The sequence below is a fragment of the Streptomyces cinereospinus genome, assembly GCF_042430725.1.
GTDB classification, from domain to species: Bacteria; Actinomycetota; Actinomycetes; order Streptomycetales; family Streptomycetaceae; genus Streptomyces; species Streptomyces cinereospinus.
In genome coordinates, this window is record NZ_JBHMCY010000065.1 from 26,900 (window position 1) to 44,428 (window position 17,529).

Sequence of the window (17,529 nt, forward strand, 5' to 3'; positions counted from 1 at the left end):
CCCTGGCGTCAAACCGGCCATCCGGGGGAAGGTGAGAGGGACGGATAGGGGTGGTGTGCCTATGCCTGACCTGCCAGAGCGGCCCGATCGCGCGTCCCGGGCGGACGCCGGCGCGCCGGAGACCGACGCCCAGCGGAGGCGGCGCCGGGCCCAGTTCCTGAGGGAACTCGCCGAGGCCCGGGCCCTTCGTGACCGCGTCCAGCCGCGCCGGGCCAAGGCGGCCCGGCTGCGCCACGCGATGCGCATGCGAACGTTTCGCTGGTAGCTCCCGCGGCCCGTCCCCGGGCGGGAAGAACCGCGTACCCGGCGGTCGTTGTGGGGGTGGGCGTGCGCGATCCCGGCCGGAAGCCGCGTACGATCCGCAGGTGGCGGCAACGAGTGTGCTGGTGAGTCGTTCGCGGACGTGCGATCAAAACAGCCGGACACAGCGGGCCGAAGACGTCCCCTGAACGCCTTGTTTCTGCCACGATTCCGAGTGGGTGGGACTCGGAGCCCGAGCTCTCCCCGCCCGCAGCCTCCGCCGGGGGGACCCCCAACCGGCACGCCTATGACCAGTGGGAGAGTCACGGTGTACTTCGCCGCACTGCTCGCGCGCACCGAAGACGGGTGGGAAGCGAGCGACACGGAGCTCGACGATGTGGAGACCCTGTCGGATCTGGCCGACCTGGCCCGGGAAGCCTCTCCCGACGAGGACACGGTGCTCGTCCTGATCGAGCAGGAGGACGCCTGGTTCGGCGTGGTCCGCGTGGACGGCGAGGACGACCCTCGTATCTACGTCTCGGACGCCGCCGCGGCTGCCCGCAGCAGCTATGGCGAGATCCTGCTCACCGACGAACTGCTCGGCCGTGAACCGGCCGACGACGCCGACCTGGACGCCCTCGACCTGGACGGCACCGAGGACGGGGAGCCCGCGGACGGCGTCGCCGACGGCGACGAGGAGGACGGCGGCTCCGCCGAGGCCGTGCCGCACGGCCCGGTCGGCGACACCGGCATCCTCGACGACCTCGGCGTCACCGAGAAGGAACTGCTGGCGCTGACCGAGGACGCGCTCACCGAGATCGCCGAGTCCCTGGGCGCCTCGGAGACGCTGGAGACCGTCCGCTGACCCGGCCCGCCCCGGGCGCGCCGCCGGACCCGGTGCGCGACCCCTGGCGGGCCGCGATGCGGCTCGCCCTGGACGAGGCCGGGCGGGCGGCCCGGGGCGGCGACGTCCCCGTCGGCGCGGTCGTCCTCGCCGCCGACGGGACGACCGTGCTCGCCGCCGGGCACAACGAACGCGAGGCCACCGGCGACCCCACCGCGCACGCCGAGGTCCTCGCGGTCCGGCGGGCCGCCGCCGAGCTGGGCGAGTGGCGGCTGACCGGCTGCACGCTGGTGGTCACCCTGGAGCCCTGCACGATGTGCGCGGGCGCGCTCGTGCAGTCCCGGGTGGACCGGGTCGTCTACGGGGCCCGCGACGACAAGGCGGGCGCGGCCGGCTCCCTGTGGGACGTCGTCCGCGACCGGCGCCTCAACCATCGCCCCGAGGTGATCGAGGGCGTGCTCGCCGAGGAGTGCGCGGAACTGCTCACCGACTTCTTCCGGGCCCGGTGACGCCGCCGCCCCCGGCGGGGGCGGAAACGGATTTCGGAGCACGCGCCACCGTGCTGTAAGGTCTCCCTCGGTAGCGTGTCCGAGCGGCCGAAGGAGCTCGCCTCGAAAGCGAGTGTGGCGCAAGTCACCGAGGGTTCAAATCCCTCCGCTACCGCTGGCAGAAGGGGCGCCCGGTTCATCGAACCGGGCGCCCCTTCGGCTTCCGTCTCAGTTCCCCTCTCAGTTGGCCCGGAAAACAGGGGCATGAAAAAGTGGAGATCCTTAGGATTTCTCCTGGTTACGGCGGGCCTATGCGCACTGGCAGGGCTGATAGTCGCCATGGCCACCATGCAGTTGTCTTCCACGGCCCGCATATTGGTCACCGTGCTCATCGTCCTCGTTGCGGGCAACATGGCGGTTGCCGGTGTCACGCTGGCGCGGAGTCGGCACGGGTGATCCGAAGGCCCTGGTCATCCGGCATGCGGGCCGTCTGGGTTTCCGTCTCGTTCACCGCCGTCCAGAGCCGTCCAGAGCCGTCCAGAGCCGTCCAGAGCCGGAGCCGTCCGGAGCCGTCCAGAGCCGTCCGGAGCCGTTCAGGGCGGACCACGCAGCGGAGGAGAGTACGGGCCCGAACGGGTCCGAACAGCCCCGGATCGCGCTCTGAACAGCACGAACAGACCTCCCCGAAAGGGCGGTCCCGATGGGGCCGTCCTTTCGGCGTGCTCCGCCTCGGCCGGGGTCAGCCGACGCGGACGTCCCTCTCCACGGTGACCTGGTCGATGTCCGTCGTCCGGACGGTGATCCGCATGGTCCAGACGCCGGGCAGCGGAAGCCGGAGCCCGTCCGTGGCCCAGTAGCCGCCCCGGTTCGCGAGCCCGGCGTCGATCGGGCCGACGTCCCGCGCGCGCAGGGTGAAGGTCAGGCGCAGCTCGGGGACGGTGACGATGCCCCCGTCGGGGCCGAAGACGACGGCCTGCACCTGGTTCCGGCCCACCCGTCCCGGGGCGAGGTCGACCTGCACCTTGCCGTGGCCGCTGGGCGTGCCCACGTCGAAGGGCACCACGCTGCTGGAGGCGGTGGGCCGGCCGGGGTCGGCGGCCGTCGTCCGCGCCGCGGCGGACTCCATGGCGGCGCGGCCCGGCAGGGTGACGGTGAGCAGGGTGGTGATCACCAGCACCAGTACGCCGGTCAGGAGCTCGGCGAGGACGGAACGGCGGAGCAGGCGCCGGTGCCGGTCCAGCGGGCCTCGCCCGTCACCGGCGGCGCCCGGCAGCCCCGGGGCCCCGCCCCGCCCGGACCCGGCGGAGCCGCCGACCCCGCTCACGGGCCCGCCCGCTCCCTCCCCGGCCCGCCCGGTCACCGCCTCCCCGGCCCGTCCGGCCACCGCCTCGGCCCGCTCGCCCGCCCCCGCCGGTGCGCCCACCGTCACCGGCACCCGCGCCCCGGCCTCCGACCGGGCCGGTTCGCTCGCCGCCGCCGTCCGGCCCCCGGCCGCCTCGGCCCGCTCGCCCGCCCCCGGCTGCACCCGGGCCCCGGGCTCCGCCCCTGCCGGTTCGCTCGCTGTCCGGTGGTGGGTCCAGCGGAGTGTCCAGCGGCGGGAGAAGTGGGCCGCCGCCAGCAGCAGGGCGACCGCGGCCACCTTGGCGAGCAGGACACGGCCGTACGTCGTGCCGGTGAGGGCGTCCCAGGAGCCCAGGCTGCGCCAGGACTGGTAGCCGCCGGTGACGGTGAGGACGAGGACCGAGGCGGAGGCCAGCCGGGAGAAACGGGTGACGGCGGCGGGCGTGAGGTCGTGCGGGGCGCGGTGGAGGACGGTGAGCAGCGCCGTGAGGCCGCCCAGCCAGACCGCCATGGCCAGCAGGTGCAGCACGGACGACGCCATCGCGACCGGCACCTGGGGGCCGGCCGAGGCGTGGTCGGCGGCGGCCCAGGTGACGGCCAGCGCCACGGCGAGCGCGCCGCCGGGTGCCGGGTGGGCGGTCCGGCGTACCAGGACGAGGGCCGCCGCGAGCAGGGCCAGCCGGGTGAGCAGCGCCAGTCCGGGCCGGGTGGTAAGGGTGGCGCCCAGCACGGCCGGGTCGAGGGCGTCGGCGAGGCCCGTGCCGCGTTCGTAGGGGCCGCGCAGGAGCAGCAGGGCGGCCGTGGAGACCACCAGGGTGAGCCAGGCCGCCGGCAGCAGCCGGCGCAGCGCGGCGGTGGGGCCGCGCAGCACGGCGGACCGGAAGACGGTGACGCCGACGAGCAGGGCCAGACCGCCGTACGCGGCATAGCGGGCGGCGTTGTGCAGCGAGGCGGTCGCCGGGTCCTCGCCCGGGCCGGTGACCGCGGCGGCCGTCGCCGTCGGCGCGCCGACGGAGAAGACGAACGCGCCCGAGACCGGGTGGCTGTCCGCCGAGACGACCCGCCAGGCCACGGTGTACGTGCCGTCCGCCAGGCCGGCGGGCAGGCCGACCCGGACGGTGTCGGCGCGGTCGCCCGCGTGCGCGGCCCCACCCGTGTCGACCGGGCGGTTCTCCGGGTCGATCACCCGCACCGAGTCGTCCAGCAGCCCGACGGACTCGGTGAAGGTCAGGGTGAGCCGGCGGGGGGCGGAGTCGAGGACGGATCCGTCGGCGGGGTCGGTGCGGCCGAGCGCGGCGTGCGCGGACGCGGGGGCCGCGCCGCCGAGGACGAGCAGGACCAGTACGGGCAGCAGCAGCACCAGCCGCCCCGTCCGCCGCCGGGTGGCCGGCGGGGCCGCGCCGCCACCGTCGCCGTCGCCGCAGTGCCGTGCCCCGCCCTCGCGCATCCCCATCGCCGCCCCGTCGTCGGACCTGCTCCCGGGATACGTACGGATGCCGGGGCCGGTGTGCTCACCGGAACGCCGGGCGCGCGGTGTCCGTCAGCCGGCCTCCGCGCTCACCAGGTGGGCCGCGCCGAGACGCCCCCGTCCACCACCAGGTCGTGCCCCGTCACCCAGGACGCCAGCGGCGAGGCCAGGAACACGCACGCGTCACCGACGTCCTCCGCCCGGCCCAGCCGGCCGAGCGGCACCGCCCGCCGCCAGCGCCCCACCCCCTCCGGCCAGGCCTCCGCCAGCCCTTCCCGGTCGATCAGCCCGGGGGAGACGGTGTTGACGCGGATCCCGTGGCGCCCGTACTCCAGCGCCGCCGACCGGGCGTGCATCACCACCGCCGCCTTGGAGGCGCAGTAGTGCGCGTGCGCCGGCGCCGGCGCGCTCGCCTCGGTGGAGGCGATGTGGGTCACCGAGCCGCCCTCGCCCTGTTCTCGCATCACCGCGACGGCCGCCTGCGTGCAGGCGAAGACGCTGGTCAGGTTGGTGTCCACGACGGTCCGCCAGTCGGCCGCGGTCATCGTCGCGAGGTCCTGCACCGGCTGCACGGCGGCGTTGTTGACCAGCGCGGTCAGCCGTCCGCCGCCCCACTCGGCCGCCTCGCGGACCACGCGCCGGCACGCGTCCTCGTCGGTCAGCTCCCCGCGCAGGACGACGGCCCGGCCGCCCAGCTCCCGCACCCGGCCGGCCACCTCCCGGGCCGGCTCCACCGACGTACGGCAGTGCACGGCGACCGCCGCGCCCTGCTCGGCGAGGCGCAGGGCGATGCCCCGGCCGATCCCGCCGCCCGCGCCCGTGACCAGGGCGACCTGTCCCTCCAGCAGTCTCATGGCCGGCACAGCTCCGCGATCCGCCCGGCCCGGTCCGGGTACCGGGCGGTCAGCTCGGCGGCGTCACCGTGCTCGTACCCCGCGAAGGTGAATCCGGGCGCCATCGTGCAGCCGAAGAACGTCCAGGAGCCGCCCGCGGCGACCCGCCCGCCCATCCAGGTGCCGGCCGCCACGGTGAACTGCGGGTGCTGGCCGCCGAGCACGTCCGGTCCGAGGACGGCCGTGCGGGAGCCGCCGTCGGGGGCGAGGAGCAGCAGCTCCAGCGGGTCGCCGAGGTAGAAGTGCCAGACCTCGTCGGTGGGCAGGCGGTGCAGGGCGGAGTAGTCGTCCCGCCGGAGCAGCGCCACGATGGCGGTGCCCTCCGGGCGTCCGTCGGGGCGGTCCGGTCCGGCCCAGGTCTGCCGGAACAGGCCGCCCTCGCGGGGGATCGGCTCCATGGCGTAGTGCGCGACGAGGTCTTCTGGAGTCACCCGGGGAAGGCTACCGCCCGGGACAAAAAGGCGAGTTGGGCGCGCTTCTCCGGCAGGTACACGTCGGGGAGGTCCACCTCCGGCAGCACGACCTCCGGCCCCGCCTCGAAGCCCTGCCGCACGAAGCGGTCGATCGCCTTGGCGTTGCGCACGTCCGGGTCGATCACGATCCGCTGCCGGTCGAGCGTGAGCAGCAGGAACGAGACCAGCGCGACCAGCAGCCCGCCCGTCCAGCCGGCGCGCGCGCTGTCGGCGGACGCGGGGGCCAGCAGCAGGTGCGCGCCGATGTCGCCGGGCCGGACGTCGTAGCACTCGCCGACCCGGTCCGCCTCCGGCTCGTAGGTCTGGAGCAGGGCGGCCGGTTCGCCGTCCTTCACCACCAGGTACGCGTGGTGGGTGTCGAGGGTGTCCAGGTGGGCGTAGATGCCCGCCACGTCGTCCTGGGCGAGCCCGTTCATGCCCCAGAAGGCGGCGCGTTCCTGGCTCACCCAGCCGTGGACGAGCTCCGCGTCGCCCTTCGCGTCGAGGGGCAGCACGCGTACGGTGCCGTAGCCGTCGACCACCTGTTCGTGGACGGCGGGGCGGTCGGCGTACGGGTCGGTCATGGTCGTCTCCTTCGTCAGGCGGGCCCAGTCGGTGACGACCGGGACGAGGTCTCCCCTGGTCCACAGCGGAAGCTGGTCGCGGTGGTGCGCCGAGCCGGGCACGCCGGACGCGCCCAGCGGCACCACCCACAGGCTGTCCTCGCGCCGGGCCAGGTCCCACACGTACCGGGCGGCCGGGCCGCGCGCGGCGAGGTCGGTGAGGCCGGGGACGGCCGAGGTGCACAGCACGCAGTCGTGGTCGCCGGACAGGGCCGGTTCGGTCTCCGCCCCGGGGGCGTACGGCGTGCCGGGCAGCGCCCGCCACGGGGCGAGGCGGTGGGTCTCGCCCCAGCCGCGGGCGGGGGCCGGGTCCGCCGCCACCTCCTCCAGCGCCGCGCGCACGAGCGCCGGGCGGTCCACGCCGTACAGCTCCTCGGCCCTCAGCAGGTTCTCCAGGGCGAACGCGATCCGGGCGGTGAGCCCCAGCCAGGGCAGCAGGGCCTCCGGGTAGGCGGGCGGCTCGGTGAGCCGCGTGAACGCCGGCTCGGCGGCGAGCCGGCGCACGACCGCGCTGCGGACGGCCGCGTAGGCGGCGGCCGGTTCGCTCGCGGCGTCCATGCGGCGGTCCCAGCGCAGCAGCCGGTCGCGCAGCGCGGCGGCCGCGGGGGACAGGCCGTCGAGGGCGGCGAGGCGGTCCAGCAGGGGCGCGGCGGACGCGAGGTGGGTGTCCATGTGGAGGGCGGGCATGTCGGCCGCCGACCACCGGTCCCGGCCGCTCAGCAGCGCGGCGATGCGGTCGGCGCGGTGCGGCGGGGCGAACTCGACGCCGAGCGGGGTGGACGGGCCGCGCTGGTTGGCCATCACCGCGACGCCGTCGGTGAGGCCCGCGCGGGGCGTCTCGTGCCAGCCGCGCCACTCGTGCCCGGGCTCCCACGCGGGCACCAGCCGGACCCGGTTGGCCTCGGCCCGTACCGGCACCCGGCCCGCCACCCGGTGCAGGGTGCCGCCCTCGGTGTCGGCGGCCAGCACCACGTTGACCGGCTCCACCCAGGTGTCGAAGGCGCGGTCGACGTCGGCGACCGTACGGGCCCGCAGCAGCGGGAGCAGGGTGGCGAAGCCGAGGTCGGACGTGACGCGCGGCGGGTGGCGCAGGGCGAGGGCGAGCGGGGTGTCCGGGGCGTCCGGGAAGAACGTGCCGTCGTCGAGGCCCTCCGGGCCGCCGGCGATCACCGGCCCGCGCCCGGTCTCGATCACCTCGACCGGCACCGGGTCCGCGCCGCGCACCTCGACGGACTCCGTCGCGCGGTAGGCGCGTTCCCACCGCCCGTCCGGTCCGAGGGCCTCCACGCCCGCGCCCGTCCGCCGCAGCCGCTCCCGGTAGAGGTCCTGGTAGTCGGCCATGGCGTTGGTGATGGCCCAGGCGACCGTGCCGGTGTGGCCGAAGTGGGCCATGCCGGGGACGCCGGGCACGGCGAGGCCGACGACGTCGAACTCCGGGCAGCTCAGGCGGATCTGCTGGTAGACGCCCGGCTCCTCGATGAACCGGTGCGGGTCGCCGGCGATCACGGCCTGCCCGGTGACGGTCCGTTCCCCGGCGGCCAGCCAGCCGTTGCTGCCGGAGGTGCCGGGGCCGTCCGTGGCGAACAGCGCCACCGCCTCCGGCCCCAGATGCCGTATCACCTGCTCCCGCCAGAGCTTGGCGGGGAAGCCCGCGAAGAGCAGGTGCGTGGCGAGCCAGACGGCCAGCGGGGTCCAGGGCTCCCAGCGGCCGGGGGCGAGCCCGGTGCCGGCGAACTCGGGGGTGCGGCGGGCGCCTTCGGCGAGTCCTTCGTTGACGCCGTCGACGTAGGCCCGCACCCAGGCGGCCGTGTCGGGGTCCAGCGCATCGAAGGAACGTTTCGCTGTGTCCGCCAGCCGTGCCCGTCTCGCCAGTACGTCCCAGGCCGCGGCGGCCGGACCGAGGAAGGCCGCGGAGGTGCCCTGGGCGCGGTGGCGCTCGACCTCCAGCTGCCAGGCCCGGTCCAGGGCGGTGACCCGGCCCTGGGCGCGGGCGAGTTGGCGGGCGTCGGCGGCGCGCAGGTGCGGGATGCCCCAGGCGTCTCGGTAGATCTCTGTGGTCACCTGGTCATCACCCTGTCATCCTTCTGAGCTTTAGGTTAGGCTTCCCTAAGTTTGCCGTGGCGGAATGGTACGCGAGATGTGAAGGAGTGCCATGGGGCAGGGGCACGGTTGGCAGGGCACGGTCCTGAAGCTGATGGGAGCGAAGGACTTCGTCCTCACCGTCACCGGCGCCGAGGACGTCACCCCGGAGTACCGGCGGCTGCGCTTCACCGACGGCGGACTGCTCACCGCCTGCGAGGTCCACCCCACGATGTGGGCCCGGCTGTGGTTCGACAACGCGGGCAAGCCGCACCAGCGGGCGTACACGCTGGTCGACCCCGATCCGGCGGCGGGCACCTTCAGCCTGGAGTTCGCCCTCCACGAGGGGTGCGCCAGCGACTGGGCGCGGGCGGCGCGCCCGGGGGACACGATCGAGGCGACGGTGCAGGGCACGGGCTTCCAGCATCCCCGGCCCGAGCCCTCGCACGTCTTCGCGATCGGCGACCCCGCCTCGCTGCCCGCGCTCAACTCCCTCCTCGGCGCCCTCGGCCCGGCCCCGGCGACCGTCTGGTTCGAGGGCGGCCTGGACGGCCTGCCGTGCCACGCGGACCCGGCCCGGCACGAGATACGCCAGGTGCCCCGCACCGGCACCGGCCTGGTCGACGACGTACGGGCCACGCTGCCCGCGCTGCTGGCGGCCACGCCCGACCCGTACGTCTGGATCGCCTGCGACGCCGCGACGACCCGGACCCTGGCGTCGTACGTCCGCAAGGACCTGTCCGTGCCGAAGGACCGGGTGCACGCGCTGGGGTACTGGCGGGCGGGCTGACGGCTTCGCTCCGGGCGGCGGACCGGGTGGGGGACACCTCGCCGAACGCCGCCTGGTGCCGTGAGCCGTCACCGCCGGTGACCGGTGACCGGTGACCGGCCGGCCGTCCGTCCGAGCCGGTGGCCGAGGGCGGTACCGCCACGACGCAGAGGCAGACGGCCCAACGGCAGAGGGCCGGACCGCTGATGCGGCCCGGCCCTCTGACCTGGTGAAGCAGGCGGGACGCGGCCTCGTGGCCGTCGTCGTCCGGATGTCGTGCGCGGAACTAGGCCGCCTCGGCTCGCGCCGCGCGCGCACGCGAGTCGGGCTCCTGCGCGTCCTCGAACGGCGGGAAGTCGTCCTGCCCGAAGTCGGGGGCCTGGAAGGGCTGCGTCGTCGGAGGCGGCGATGCCGCGCTGGAGCGGCGGGGTTGCCCGTCCGGGGCGGAGAACAGCGGCGTCAGATCGATGGGAGGTCTCTCTTTCGGTACAGGTCCCTGACGGGGCCTGGTGTGCCGTGACCGGGCACAGCGGTCCTACAGCTTGGTCATCTTGGCGTACGGGCTCAGGATCCGCATCTGCGCCGAGCCGAAGTCCACGAGTGCGGCGATGCCGTCCTCGATGCCGACCACCCGGCCGAGCCCGTAGACGTCGTGCGTGACCTGGTCGCCCGTGGCGAAGTGCTTGGGAGCCGGTGCGACCGGGACCTTGAAGGGGCTGGTGGGCAGATGACGCTTCGGTCCCGCAGGCTTTGTCATGGTTCAGTATGAGCCTACGAACGCCCCGCGCGCTGTGTCCGCGGGCACAGATCCGGCATCGGGCCGGGCCGACCGACGCCGAAGGGCCCCACCGCGAGCGGTGGGGCCCTTCGACAACGTGCCCGGTGAGGCACTGGCGGAGGATACGAGAGTCGAACTCGTGAGGGGTTGCCCCCAACACGCTTTCCAACTGTGTTGGCGCGGTCTTGGGCGTCGTTCGGGGCCGTTCACCTGGGTTCATGGGAGGCCGCCACTGGTGTGGAAACGACTCCGGGTCTCACCTGAACGGCCGTGAACGGGGCTGAATGAGACGGAAACTGAGACGGCCTGCTGCGCGGAGTCTCACGCGATGATCTCGGACCGCTCTCGAACCTGGTCGTCTAGCTTGCCGTCCACCAGGTCGCTCAGCGCGGCTGCGTATCCGGCCATGACCGCCTCGTGTACGACGTCGTGGAGGTGTACAGGGATCGTGTTGAAGATGCCGGAGCAGATGTTCGCGGCTGCGTCGTACGCGGGCCGGTAGTGCGTGTCACGGATGCCGGCGCCCAGGTGGCTCACGAGACTGCGTAGCCCTTCCTTGTGGTCATCGCTCACGTCGACGTCGCTACCCTCGTGCCTTGGTCGAGAACCGCACTCACGGGGCCTCGGCCGACGACAGTCAGCCACGACGGCGGGTGCGCTGACTGATCAGGCGCGCGTGTGTCTCGCGGTACCCCCACCGGCCTCAGCCACGCTGCCTGGTGACGTCCGCCAGAGCAAGCCTCGACGGCAGAGGCGTGGTCACTGGGCGTTGGGGTCGTGACTTCTTCGCCCCGAAGCACTTCGGTAGCGCTACTGCATTGAGAGGGCGTGCCCGTCACCTGCGCCGATGGTCCGCAGACGTCCGTGCTCGTCCGCGGTTGTTCGTCAGCGTTGTCACGCAGTGAGACGCTCACCCGGTGCAGCTCCCGATGCGCTTGGTCAGCGCACGGCAGCTCAGTTCTCCGGGTGCAGGCATAACACGTCCAGTGTGGCAGATCATCCGCGGGGGCCCAGGCCAGAGCGGGGTGGGGGTGGTCACCCGCGGGCGTCCTCTGTCAGCGTTGGCCGACCTCGCACGGCCCAGGGACGGCCCAGCCGTTGGATCATCCCTCTGGCTGAGCTGCCGCTTTCGGTCCACTCACGCGCAGTAGATCGTCCATAGCGTTAAGTGCTGCTCTCACGAAGGCATCAAGGCAGTCATTGAGGCGGGAGTGCATTCGAAACCACGAATCGACGGGCCCCTCCTCGGGATCAGCACGACCTCCGTCCTGCCGCCGACGCCGCAGCGTTTGAGCGTGGAAGGTAGCTGGGACAGGCACAACACCCCCTGCACCGAGCCTGCGGCCGCCCTGACCGCTGCATCGACTGCAGCAGCTAAGGCATCGAGCCCGCGCGCCGCTGCCGCACCACGTATAGAGCCGCGACGACCGAGATCATCAGGAAAAGCAGCGCGCCACCGCCCGATATCACCGCCAATACGGCTGCCCCGCCGCCCCCGACATCATCTTCACGGGCGACGACCTGTGGATCGTCCGCCTGGTACCGGACGGTCAGTGGGCTGCCGACAGAGTTCTTGCCGCCGCCGCTGCCTACCGGAAGATCTGCCACCACGGTCCGTCCATCGGCCGCGAACTTGACCCGGCAGTGGCCCACCATGCACGAGCCGCTCGTATGCAACGTCGCACGAGCCCGCTCGCCGTCTTGGAGAGAGCGTAGGTGTTGGGCCGCCGGAAGCATCACCAGTGCCGACAACGCGCCCAGTAGCAGCGCGAGCACCAGCGACCCTACTAGGGACGCGCGAGGCCCTAAGCTGCCGCTCTGCTGGTGCGCGCTGGAAAAACCTGCGTTCGATATGCCCTTCAGGGCTCTCACCATCCGTTTCAGTTGACGTCGAGGCTGTGTGCCACGTCTCACACGTGGAGTGCACCTCGTATCCATGGTGTGAACAGGATAAAAGTCTGGCGAGGTGGCATCGGGTGCTGATTCGGCACATCGGACACGGCCTGGCTGCCTGCTGTCGGCAACGAAGGTCGGCGGAGCGGCCTTGGGCTGGAGCTGCTTTGGGGTGAGTGGTCATGGCCCCGTAAGCTTCCGGCGAGTCGGGCAGTCTGTGGACCTGCCCGTAAAGCGCGACGTTGGGGCCATGATCTTCGAGGCTCACGCCAAAGTGGCTCCGTAACTGGCTGTTCTCTATCCGGCCGGGTGATCGACGGGGCTCGAACAGGGGCCTGGTTCGGGTGAGTCTGCCGGTGCGGACGCATGGAAGAAGGGCCTCTTGGTAGCTCGCGGATGTCGAGTCCAGCGAGGAGCAAGAGGCCCTGTTGTCGAAGTGTCGCGTGGTCACGGGTGGTGGGTCCTGTCCGTCCACTCCTGGGTGTGACTGTGTCGCCCATAGGTTCAGGAACGCGGCCGACCGGCCGGGACGCTGGCCCCGGTACGGCTCGGACATGAGCGATGCCGAGTGGGCTCTGGTGCGGGCTCTGCTGCCGGTTCCGGGGTGGCTGGCAGGCCGGGGCGGGCGGCCGGAATCGACGGCATCCGCCACCTCCCCAACTCCGCGCATCTTTACCGCGTACGCCTCCACGAATGCCTCCGCGACCTTGGACAGCAGCAGGCCACCGAGTACGCGCATGTCCCAGACGTTCGAGACGATGAAGTGCAGGTTGTGGTGAGGGTACAGGCCGCCTTCGTCGAGGACCGGATGGATCCTCAGCTTCATGTCCGGAAACAGCAGTTTCTGACGACGGGTGAGCTGGTGGTCGACCTTGTCGATGGTCTTGTACCAGCGCTGCGGCTGCTTGACCGCGACGTAGCGCTTCCCGCAGGGCCTCGCCGTGCTTCTCGAAGTAGGAGGCGAGACGCGGAAACCCACCGAAGTCGACCAGATCACCGCTGGCAGTCCAGGGGTTGACCAGGTGCGTGCCAGCCCAACCGATCGTGCCGCTGGTGGTGTCGCGCACCATGGCCATGGGGAGCAAACGGTCTTCCTCGACCAGGTCCTTGTCCTTGGTGAGGAAGATCTTGTCGGCGCCGGTGGCGATGCCGATACCGACCTTCGTTCCGGTCTCGGTGTCTTCAAGGAGCCGGAACCGCTCGGTGAGGTCCTCCAGGACCGCGAGCCTCGCTGGCGAAGCAGCCGGCCACGAGTCCTCCTCCGGAAACCAGTGAGGCATGCGAGCAGCCTGGTAGGATGCCGAGGCGACCGTCGGCGGCTCGCCCTTCAGGTACCAGCTCGCGAACTCCCGCGCCTGCTCCGCTCCGAAGGACCGATTCGTGTCCGCGGTGACCGCTGCACCCCGGGCCTTGTTCGAGATGAGGGTGATCGCGGGATAGGCCGAAACCTGATCGTCGAAGGCGTCGACGTCGTGCATCACGAGGGCGAGATCCATGCTGAAGTGCTTGGTCACCAGCTGCCTCAGCCGCTGGCCGTACTGGTTCCGCATCCAGCGGTCCGCGCAGATGAATCCTAGCTGGCCACCTCGATTGAGGCTACGAAGGGCCACCTCGTAGAACCCGATGTAGATGTCGGCTCGGCCACCCATCGTGGAGCAGGCCCGGCGGTAAGCGGCCATCCGGTCGTCGGGAACGTCTTCGAGCCGGATGTCCGGAGGGTTACCGACGACGTAGTCGGCGCGATGTTCGGCGTCTGATTGCAGCAGGTAGTCGCCCTGCTTCACCCACGCTGTGGCGACCTTCCTCGCGTCCTTCGGCTCCCAGCCCTCGCCCTGCAGCGTTTCCGTGATCAGCACCCTGCTCTGCTCCACGTTGCGGCTCAGCAGGTCGAAGGCGCGGACGGCGTCGATTGCATCGGTGATGGGGCGCTGGTGCGCATGGCATGACGCACTGATTCGGGACGCGGCGACGGTCAAGAATGCGCCGCCGCCGCAGGCTGGCTCCACGAGCCTCAGATCGCAGAGGTCCTTGTCTGCGGTGTAACCGAGGAGATCCAGGATGAGCTCGACCACCCACGCACGCGTGAACACCTCACCGTGCTCCACGGCCTCCTGCAGAGACTCGGGGAGGGAGAGGTCGTCGGTGCTGAACAGCGCGATAGTTGCCACGCAAGGACAGCACCGCCGAACCCTCTCGAAGCCTGACTTCCATCCACAGAGCGTAGTCGGTTAATAACGGGATTGGGGGTACGGTCGTCAGCGTCGGGCGCGGGGTTGATCGGCTCGACTGCAGCTCGCGCAGGCCGGTCAGGACTCTCCCGATGAGCATCGGGGCGGCTTGTCGACCGCCGAAGCCTGGCTCACCGAGGGCGCCTCGCTGCGCTTGAGGTCAGGTGCGGGGTGGATATCCAGCCGCAGTCCGACAGGGCTGTCTACTCCAGTCGCTGCACCGTCTAACCTGCGGAGCATGATTCGTGCGGTGGTGTTCGACGTGGGTGAGTGTCTTGTCGATGAGACCCGGGAGTACGGGACCTGGGCGGACTGGCTGGGCGTGCCGCGGCATACGTTCGCGGCGATGTTCGGGGCGGTCATCGCGCAGGGGCGCGACTACCGCGAGACGTTCCAGGAGTTCCGGCCCGGGTTCGACCTGACCGAAGAGCGCGAGAAGCGCGCGGCTGCCGGGAAGCCGGAATGGTTCGGCGAGGACGACCTCTATTCCGATGTGCGACCCACGCTGGCCGCGCTGCGGGAGGCCGGCCTGTGGGTGGGCATCGCCGGGAACCAGACCGTGCGTGCGGGTGGCCTGCTCCGCGGGCTGGACCTTCCGTCCGACCTGATCGCCACCAGTGACGACTGGGGAGCGTCGAAGCCGGACGTGAAGTTCTTCGAGCACGTCATCGAGGCGACGCCTGCCGAGCCGGGAGAGATCCTGTACGTCGGGGACCGGCTCGACAACGACATACGTCCGGCCGTGCAGGCCGGGCTTCTGACAGCTCTGATTCGGCGTGGGCCCTGGGGCACGATTCAGCAGCGTGACCCGGATGCGGACTCGATTACCACGATGCGCATCGACTCGCTCGCGGAGCTGCCTGAGAAGATCGCCAAGTTCAACGCTGGAGAGCGCTGACAGTCGTTCCCCAGTCGTAGAGACGATCGTCGAGGTCTCGGACGCACTGCTCGTTCTGCCATGGGGCGAGCGTGCGTCGGACCTCGCGGATACGTTCCATACCCGTGGCGTACCAGGTGATGGCGAGCTGGTCGAGGGCTTGCACGGCGTACCGGCATGCCGCCTCAGGGTGGCCGTCCGCAGCTTCGACCGCGGCGAGATCACCGAAGACGACCGTGCGCTGCTTGTCCGACTCGGGCGGCAGGTCGTCGAGAACCTCCTGAAGAGTCTGGCGGGCTTGTGGCAGATGGCCGGCCTTCAGCTGCGTGTTCCCTTTAAACGCGGACAGGCGCACGGGGCTGAACCAGTCCAGCCACTCAGGGGTGGGGTGCTCGGAGCCCGAGGAAAGGGCGTCCTCGGCGTGTCCGATCAGGCGGAGCGCGGCGCGAGGGTCGCCGCATCGAGTCTCGCATTCCGCCTCGACTGCATCCAGCCATGCCCAGAGCTCCGCGGAGGCGTCTCCGCGTCGAGCGTAGGTGCGGGCGGCCATCATGCGCTCGATCGCCGCTTCCCGGTCATCGGTCCAGCCGGGGATAAACGACATGCGGAACGCGACGTCATCGGTGCACTTGCGCTCGATCGCCCGCGAGGAGCGCACCCCGGTGGTGTAGCCGTAGATCAGCAGCCGCAGCATCAGCCGGGGATCGTAGGGCGGGTAGCCGCGCTCGTCGGTGTAGTCCGCCAGCACCAGCGAGAGGTCGAGCACCTCATCGACCAGGTCGGCGACGAACCGGGCGAGATGGTCCTCGGGCAGCCAGTCGTCCAGCGACGGAGGCAGCAGCAGGACCTGGTGCGGGTCGAAGGCCCGAAACGTCTTGTCCACCGCCGCCGGACGGCCCCGAGACCGCTTCTTCCCGACCGGCTCGACCTCGAACAGTCCGTCCCCACCATCGTGATCATCTCGCATGAAAGATCGCGAAGCGCCAGCGGGTCGCCGCCGGGCCTTCGTACGTGTCAGTGGTCAGCCTTGCTGGCGGAAGTCCAGCATGCAGAAGACCCTGTCGTAGCGGTGTTCGCCGACGGCGACGAAGTCGGGGAGACGGCCGAATTCGGTGAAGCCCAGCGACCGGTAGAGGTGCAGGGCGTTGGTGTTGTCGCCACGGGCGTCCAGGGTGAGGACCTCGATACCCGCCTCCCGGGCGTCAGCGATCAAGGCAGCGGTCAGCGCCCGGCCGACGCCACGACCATGGGCAGCAGCATCTACCGCGATCTTCTCCAGATCGGCGTGTGGCCGATGGGTCGGTCGGGCGTAGCGGAGCCAGTACCCCAACCCGACAAGCCGACGGTCGAGGTAAGCGGCACGCAGGGCCGCATCCCCGGCCTGCACCGCAGAGACGACGTCGCCGAAAAGTTCCGCCACCTCATCCCGCGAGGGTGGTTCGACCCAGCCCAGCGCGGCACCTCCACTGACCAGGTCCGCCAGGATCTGGTGGGCCGACTCCGGGAACCACACCTCCAGCTCCGGATCGGAAGTCAGCTCCATGGCGTCAAGGATGGCGGGCGCAGTGGTCACACCGCTGGTCATGGCCGGATTCATGGCCAGCAGCCTAGGCCAGCCCCAAGGCCCAGCCGAGATCCCTCGCTCCAGCCTCGGCTGCAGCTAACCCGTTACTGACCCATGCTCCTAGCCTCTTCGCTGTTGAAGGGGGAGTCATGGCGCTGGTCCGCAAGGGATCACGACGGATCGTCGTCGACGGTACGGCCTACCGCTGGCGGCTTCGAGGCAGGCCGACCTATCTCCAGGGCTTGGCCTGGTCGCCGTGTACGTTCGCGGTCGAGAGTGCGGACACCCCGGGACTGACGCTCGTGGTTACCACCGACCAGCCGCATCCGAGCAACTGGATGGGGCGCGAGGCTGAGCCTGTACGACCGTCCAATGTTGCTGCGGCTGTTCGGCTTGCCCTGGGTGAGGGGTGGACTCCGACGACTCCGGGTTCCGCGTTCCACCTCGACCAGTCCGCCTGCTTCACGCCTTTGCACTGAACGGCTCGGGGAATCGGCGGGGCTTTGGTGAGCGTACCGTCGGTCTGTAGTCGCGGGGAGGTGGCCGACGTGTACGTACACGAGGTGGTTCTGAACGAGCTTGCGCAGGGGCTCAGGCCGACGGCCGAGGGTGTCGATTGGTTCGAGGGCCTTGCGGAGGAGAACCAGCGCAAGGTCCTGCACGCACTGGTGTTGTTCTGCGGGCAGGCCCGCGCCTGCGAGGAGGACGTGCCGGAGAGCATTGCGCGTTCCGGCATTCGTCCCACTCACACGCCGGCGGTGATGCTCAGGAAGTGGCGCTTCGGGATGGAAGCACTCCCGGCCTATGAACTCACCAAGTCGTTCCGCCTGCTCATCGCCCTTTTCAGCATCGCGGATACCCGTAGGCGGATGCTGCATTGTGCCGATGGGTGCGGCCACGAGTGGCACAACCTGTCGGATCCGCGGCGGGACGCAATCTAGTACTCCAGTCTGACTTCGCGATCTTGTCGCGGACCCGGCTGGGAACGGGTA

The 17,529-nt window shown here is 71.4% G+C and carries 14 protein-coding genes, 1 tRNA gene and 4 pseudogenes; 8 read left to right on the forward strand and 11 right to left on the reverse strand.

Features of this window, described 5'->3' with window-relative positions; genetic code table 11:
- Positions 1-61 precede the first annotated feature (61 nt).
- The 4 genes from ACFF45_RS27275 to ACFF45_RS27290 all read left to right on the forward strand — a co-directional run bounded on the left by ACFF45_RS27275 (position 62) and on the right by ACFF45_RS27290 (position 1,747).
- Positions 62-265 (forward strand): hypothetical protein, encoded by a 204-nt coding sequence (locus tag ACFF45_RS27275; protein WP_381349224.1) that lies wholly within the window; start codon positions 62-64, stop codon positions 263-265.
- 303 nt (positions 266-568) lie between these two features.
- On the forward strand, positions 569-1,105 hold the full coding sequence (locus ACFF45_RS27280; RefSeq protein ID WP_381349242.1) for a tRNA adenosine deaminase-associated protein: 537 nt from the start codon (positions 569-571) through the stop codon (positions 1,103-1,105).
- A gap of 56 nt (positions 1,106-1,161) precedes the next feature.
- Entirely contained in the window at positions 1,162-1,593 is a 432-nt protein-coding gene (tadA, locus tag ACFF45_RS27285; protein WP_381349243.1) for a tRNA adenosine(34) deaminase TadA, read from the forward strand.
- Between the two features lie 69 nt (positions 1,594-1,662).
- Positions 1,663-1,747, forward strand: a tRNA-Ser gene (locus tag ACFF45_RS27290).
- A gap of 564 nt (positions 1,748-2,311) precedes the next feature.
- Here ACFF45_RS27290 and ACFF45_RS27295 read toward each other — a convergent pair.
- From ACFF45_RS27295 to ACFF45_RS27310, 4 genes are all read right to left on the reverse strand, one after another.
- Positions 2,312-4,366, reverse strand: coding sequence for a copper resistance protein CopC (locus tag ACFF45_RS27295; RefSeq protein WP_381349226.1), 2,055 nt, complete (start codon positions 4,364-4,366; stop codon positions 2,312-2,314).
- A gap of 104 nt (positions 4,367-4,470) precedes the next feature.
- Positions 4,471-5,235, reverse strand: a complete 765-nt coding sequence (locus ACFF45_RS27300) for an SDR family NAD(P)-dependent oxidoreductase (protein ID WP_381349228.1) — start codon at positions 5,233-5,235, stop codon at positions 4,471-4,473.
- Positions 5,232-5,705: a cupin domain-containing protein gene (locus ACFF45_RS27305; protein ID WP_381349229.1), complete on the reverse strand. Its 474-nt coding sequence runs from the start codon at positions 5,703-5,705 to the stop codon at positions 5,232-5,234. Before ACFF45_RS27305 ends, ACFF45_RS27300 begins: the two co-directional genes overlap by 4 nt.
- Positions 5,702-8,410, reverse strand: a complete 2,709-nt coding sequence (locus ACFF45_RS27310) for a GNAT family N-acetyltransferase (protein WP_381349230.1) — start codon at positions 8,408-8,410, stop codon at positions 5,702-5,704. Before ACFF45_RS27310 ends, ACFF45_RS27305 begins: the two co-directional genes overlap by 4 nt.
- Positions 8,411-8,501: 91 nt before the next feature.
- Here ACFF45_RS27310 and ACFF45_RS27315 point away from each other — a divergent pair, with 91 nt between their 5' ends.
- The gene (locus tag ACFF45_RS27315) at positions 8,502-9,218 is read left to right on the forward strand and encodes a siderophore-interacting protein (protein WP_381349232.1); all 717 of its coding nucleotides are present in this window, start codon (positions 8,502-8,504) and stop codon (positions 9,216-9,218) included.
- A 514-nt stretch (positions 9,219-9,732) separates the two neighbouring features.
- Here ACFF45_RS27315 and ACFF45_RS27320 read toward each other — a convergent pair.
- The 3 genes from ACFF45_RS27320 to ACFF45_RS27330 all read right to left on the reverse strand — a co-directional run bounded on the left by ACFF45_RS27320 (position 9,733) and on the right by ACFF45_RS27330 (position 11,850).
- Entirely contained in the window at positions 9,733-9,954 is a 222-nt protein-coding gene (locus ACFF45_RS27320) for a hypothetical protein (protein WP_381349233.1), read from the reverse strand.
- A gap of 342 nt (positions 9,955-10,296) precedes the next feature.
- Positions 10,297-10,548: a hypothetical protein gene (locus tag ACFF45_RS27325; RefSeq protein ID WP_381349235.1), complete on the reverse strand. Its 252-nt coding sequence runs from the start codon at positions 10,546-10,548 to the stop codon at positions 10,297-10,299.
- An 801-nt stretch (positions 10,549-11,349) separates the two neighbouring features.
- Entirely contained in the window at positions 11,350-11,850 is a 501-nt protein-coding gene (locus tag ACFF45_RS27330) for a DUF3592 domain-containing protein (RefSeq protein ID WP_381349236.1), read from the reverse strand.
- Positions 11,851-12,311: 461 nt separating this feature from the next.
- On the opposite strand from ACFF45_RS27330, the pseudogene ACFF45_RS27335 reads away from it, so the two are divergent.
- A pseudogene (locus ACFF45_RS27335) lies at positions 12,312-12,503 on the forward strand (transposase); the annotation flags it as partial.
- A 927-nt stretch (positions 12,504-13,430) separates the two neighbouring features.
- On the opposite strand, the pseudogene ACFF45_RS27340 reads toward ACFF45_RS27335, so the two are convergent.
- Positions 13,431-14,036 (reverse strand): annotated as a pseudogene (locus ACFF45_RS27340) (Eco57I restriction-modification methylase domain-containing protein); the annotation flags it as partial.
- Positions 14,037-14,334: 298 nt separating this feature from the next.
- On the opposite strand from ACFF45_RS27340, the gene ACFF45_RS27345 reads away from it, so the two are divergent.
- Positions 14,335-14,994, forward strand: a complete 660-nt coding sequence (locus ACFF45_RS27345) for an HAD family hydrolase (protein ID WP_381349237.1) — start codon at positions 14,335-14,337, stop codon at positions 14,992-14,994.
- Here the strand turns inward: ACFF45_RS27345 and ACFF45_RS27350 are convergent.
- The 3 genes and pseudogenes from ACFF45_RS27350 to ACFF45_RS27360 all read right to left on the reverse strand — a co-directional run.
- Positions 14,975-15,574: pseudogene (locus tag ACFF45_RS27350) on the reverse strand (NsdA family TPR-like regulatory protein); the annotation flags it as partial. The gene ACFF45_RS27345 and the pseudogene ACFF45_RS27350 sit on opposite strands and share 20 nt — an antisense overlap.
- A pseudogene (locus tag ACFF45_RS27355) lies at positions 15,574-15,856 on the reverse strand (transposase); the annotation flags it as partial. The pseudogenes ACFF45_RS27350 and ACFF45_RS27355, both read right to left, overlap by 1 nt.
- Before the next feature lie 138 nt (positions 15,857-15,994).
- Positions 15,995-16,558, reverse strand: a complete 564-nt coding sequence (locus ACFF45_RS27360) for a GNAT family N-acetyltransferase (RefSeq protein WP_381349245.1) — start codon at positions 16,556-16,558, stop codon at positions 15,995-15,997.
- Between the two features lie 518 nt (positions 16,559-17,076).
- Between ACFF45_RS27360 and ACFF45_RS27365 the strand changes: the two genes are divergently transcribed.
- Positions 17,077-17,478 (forward strand): DUF5958 family protein, encoded by a 402-nt coding sequence (locus tag ACFF45_RS27365; RefSeq protein WP_381349238.1) that lies wholly within the window; start codon positions 17,077-17,079, stop codon positions 17,476-17,478.
- The last annotated feature ends 51 nt before the right edge of the window (positions 17,479-17,529 follow it).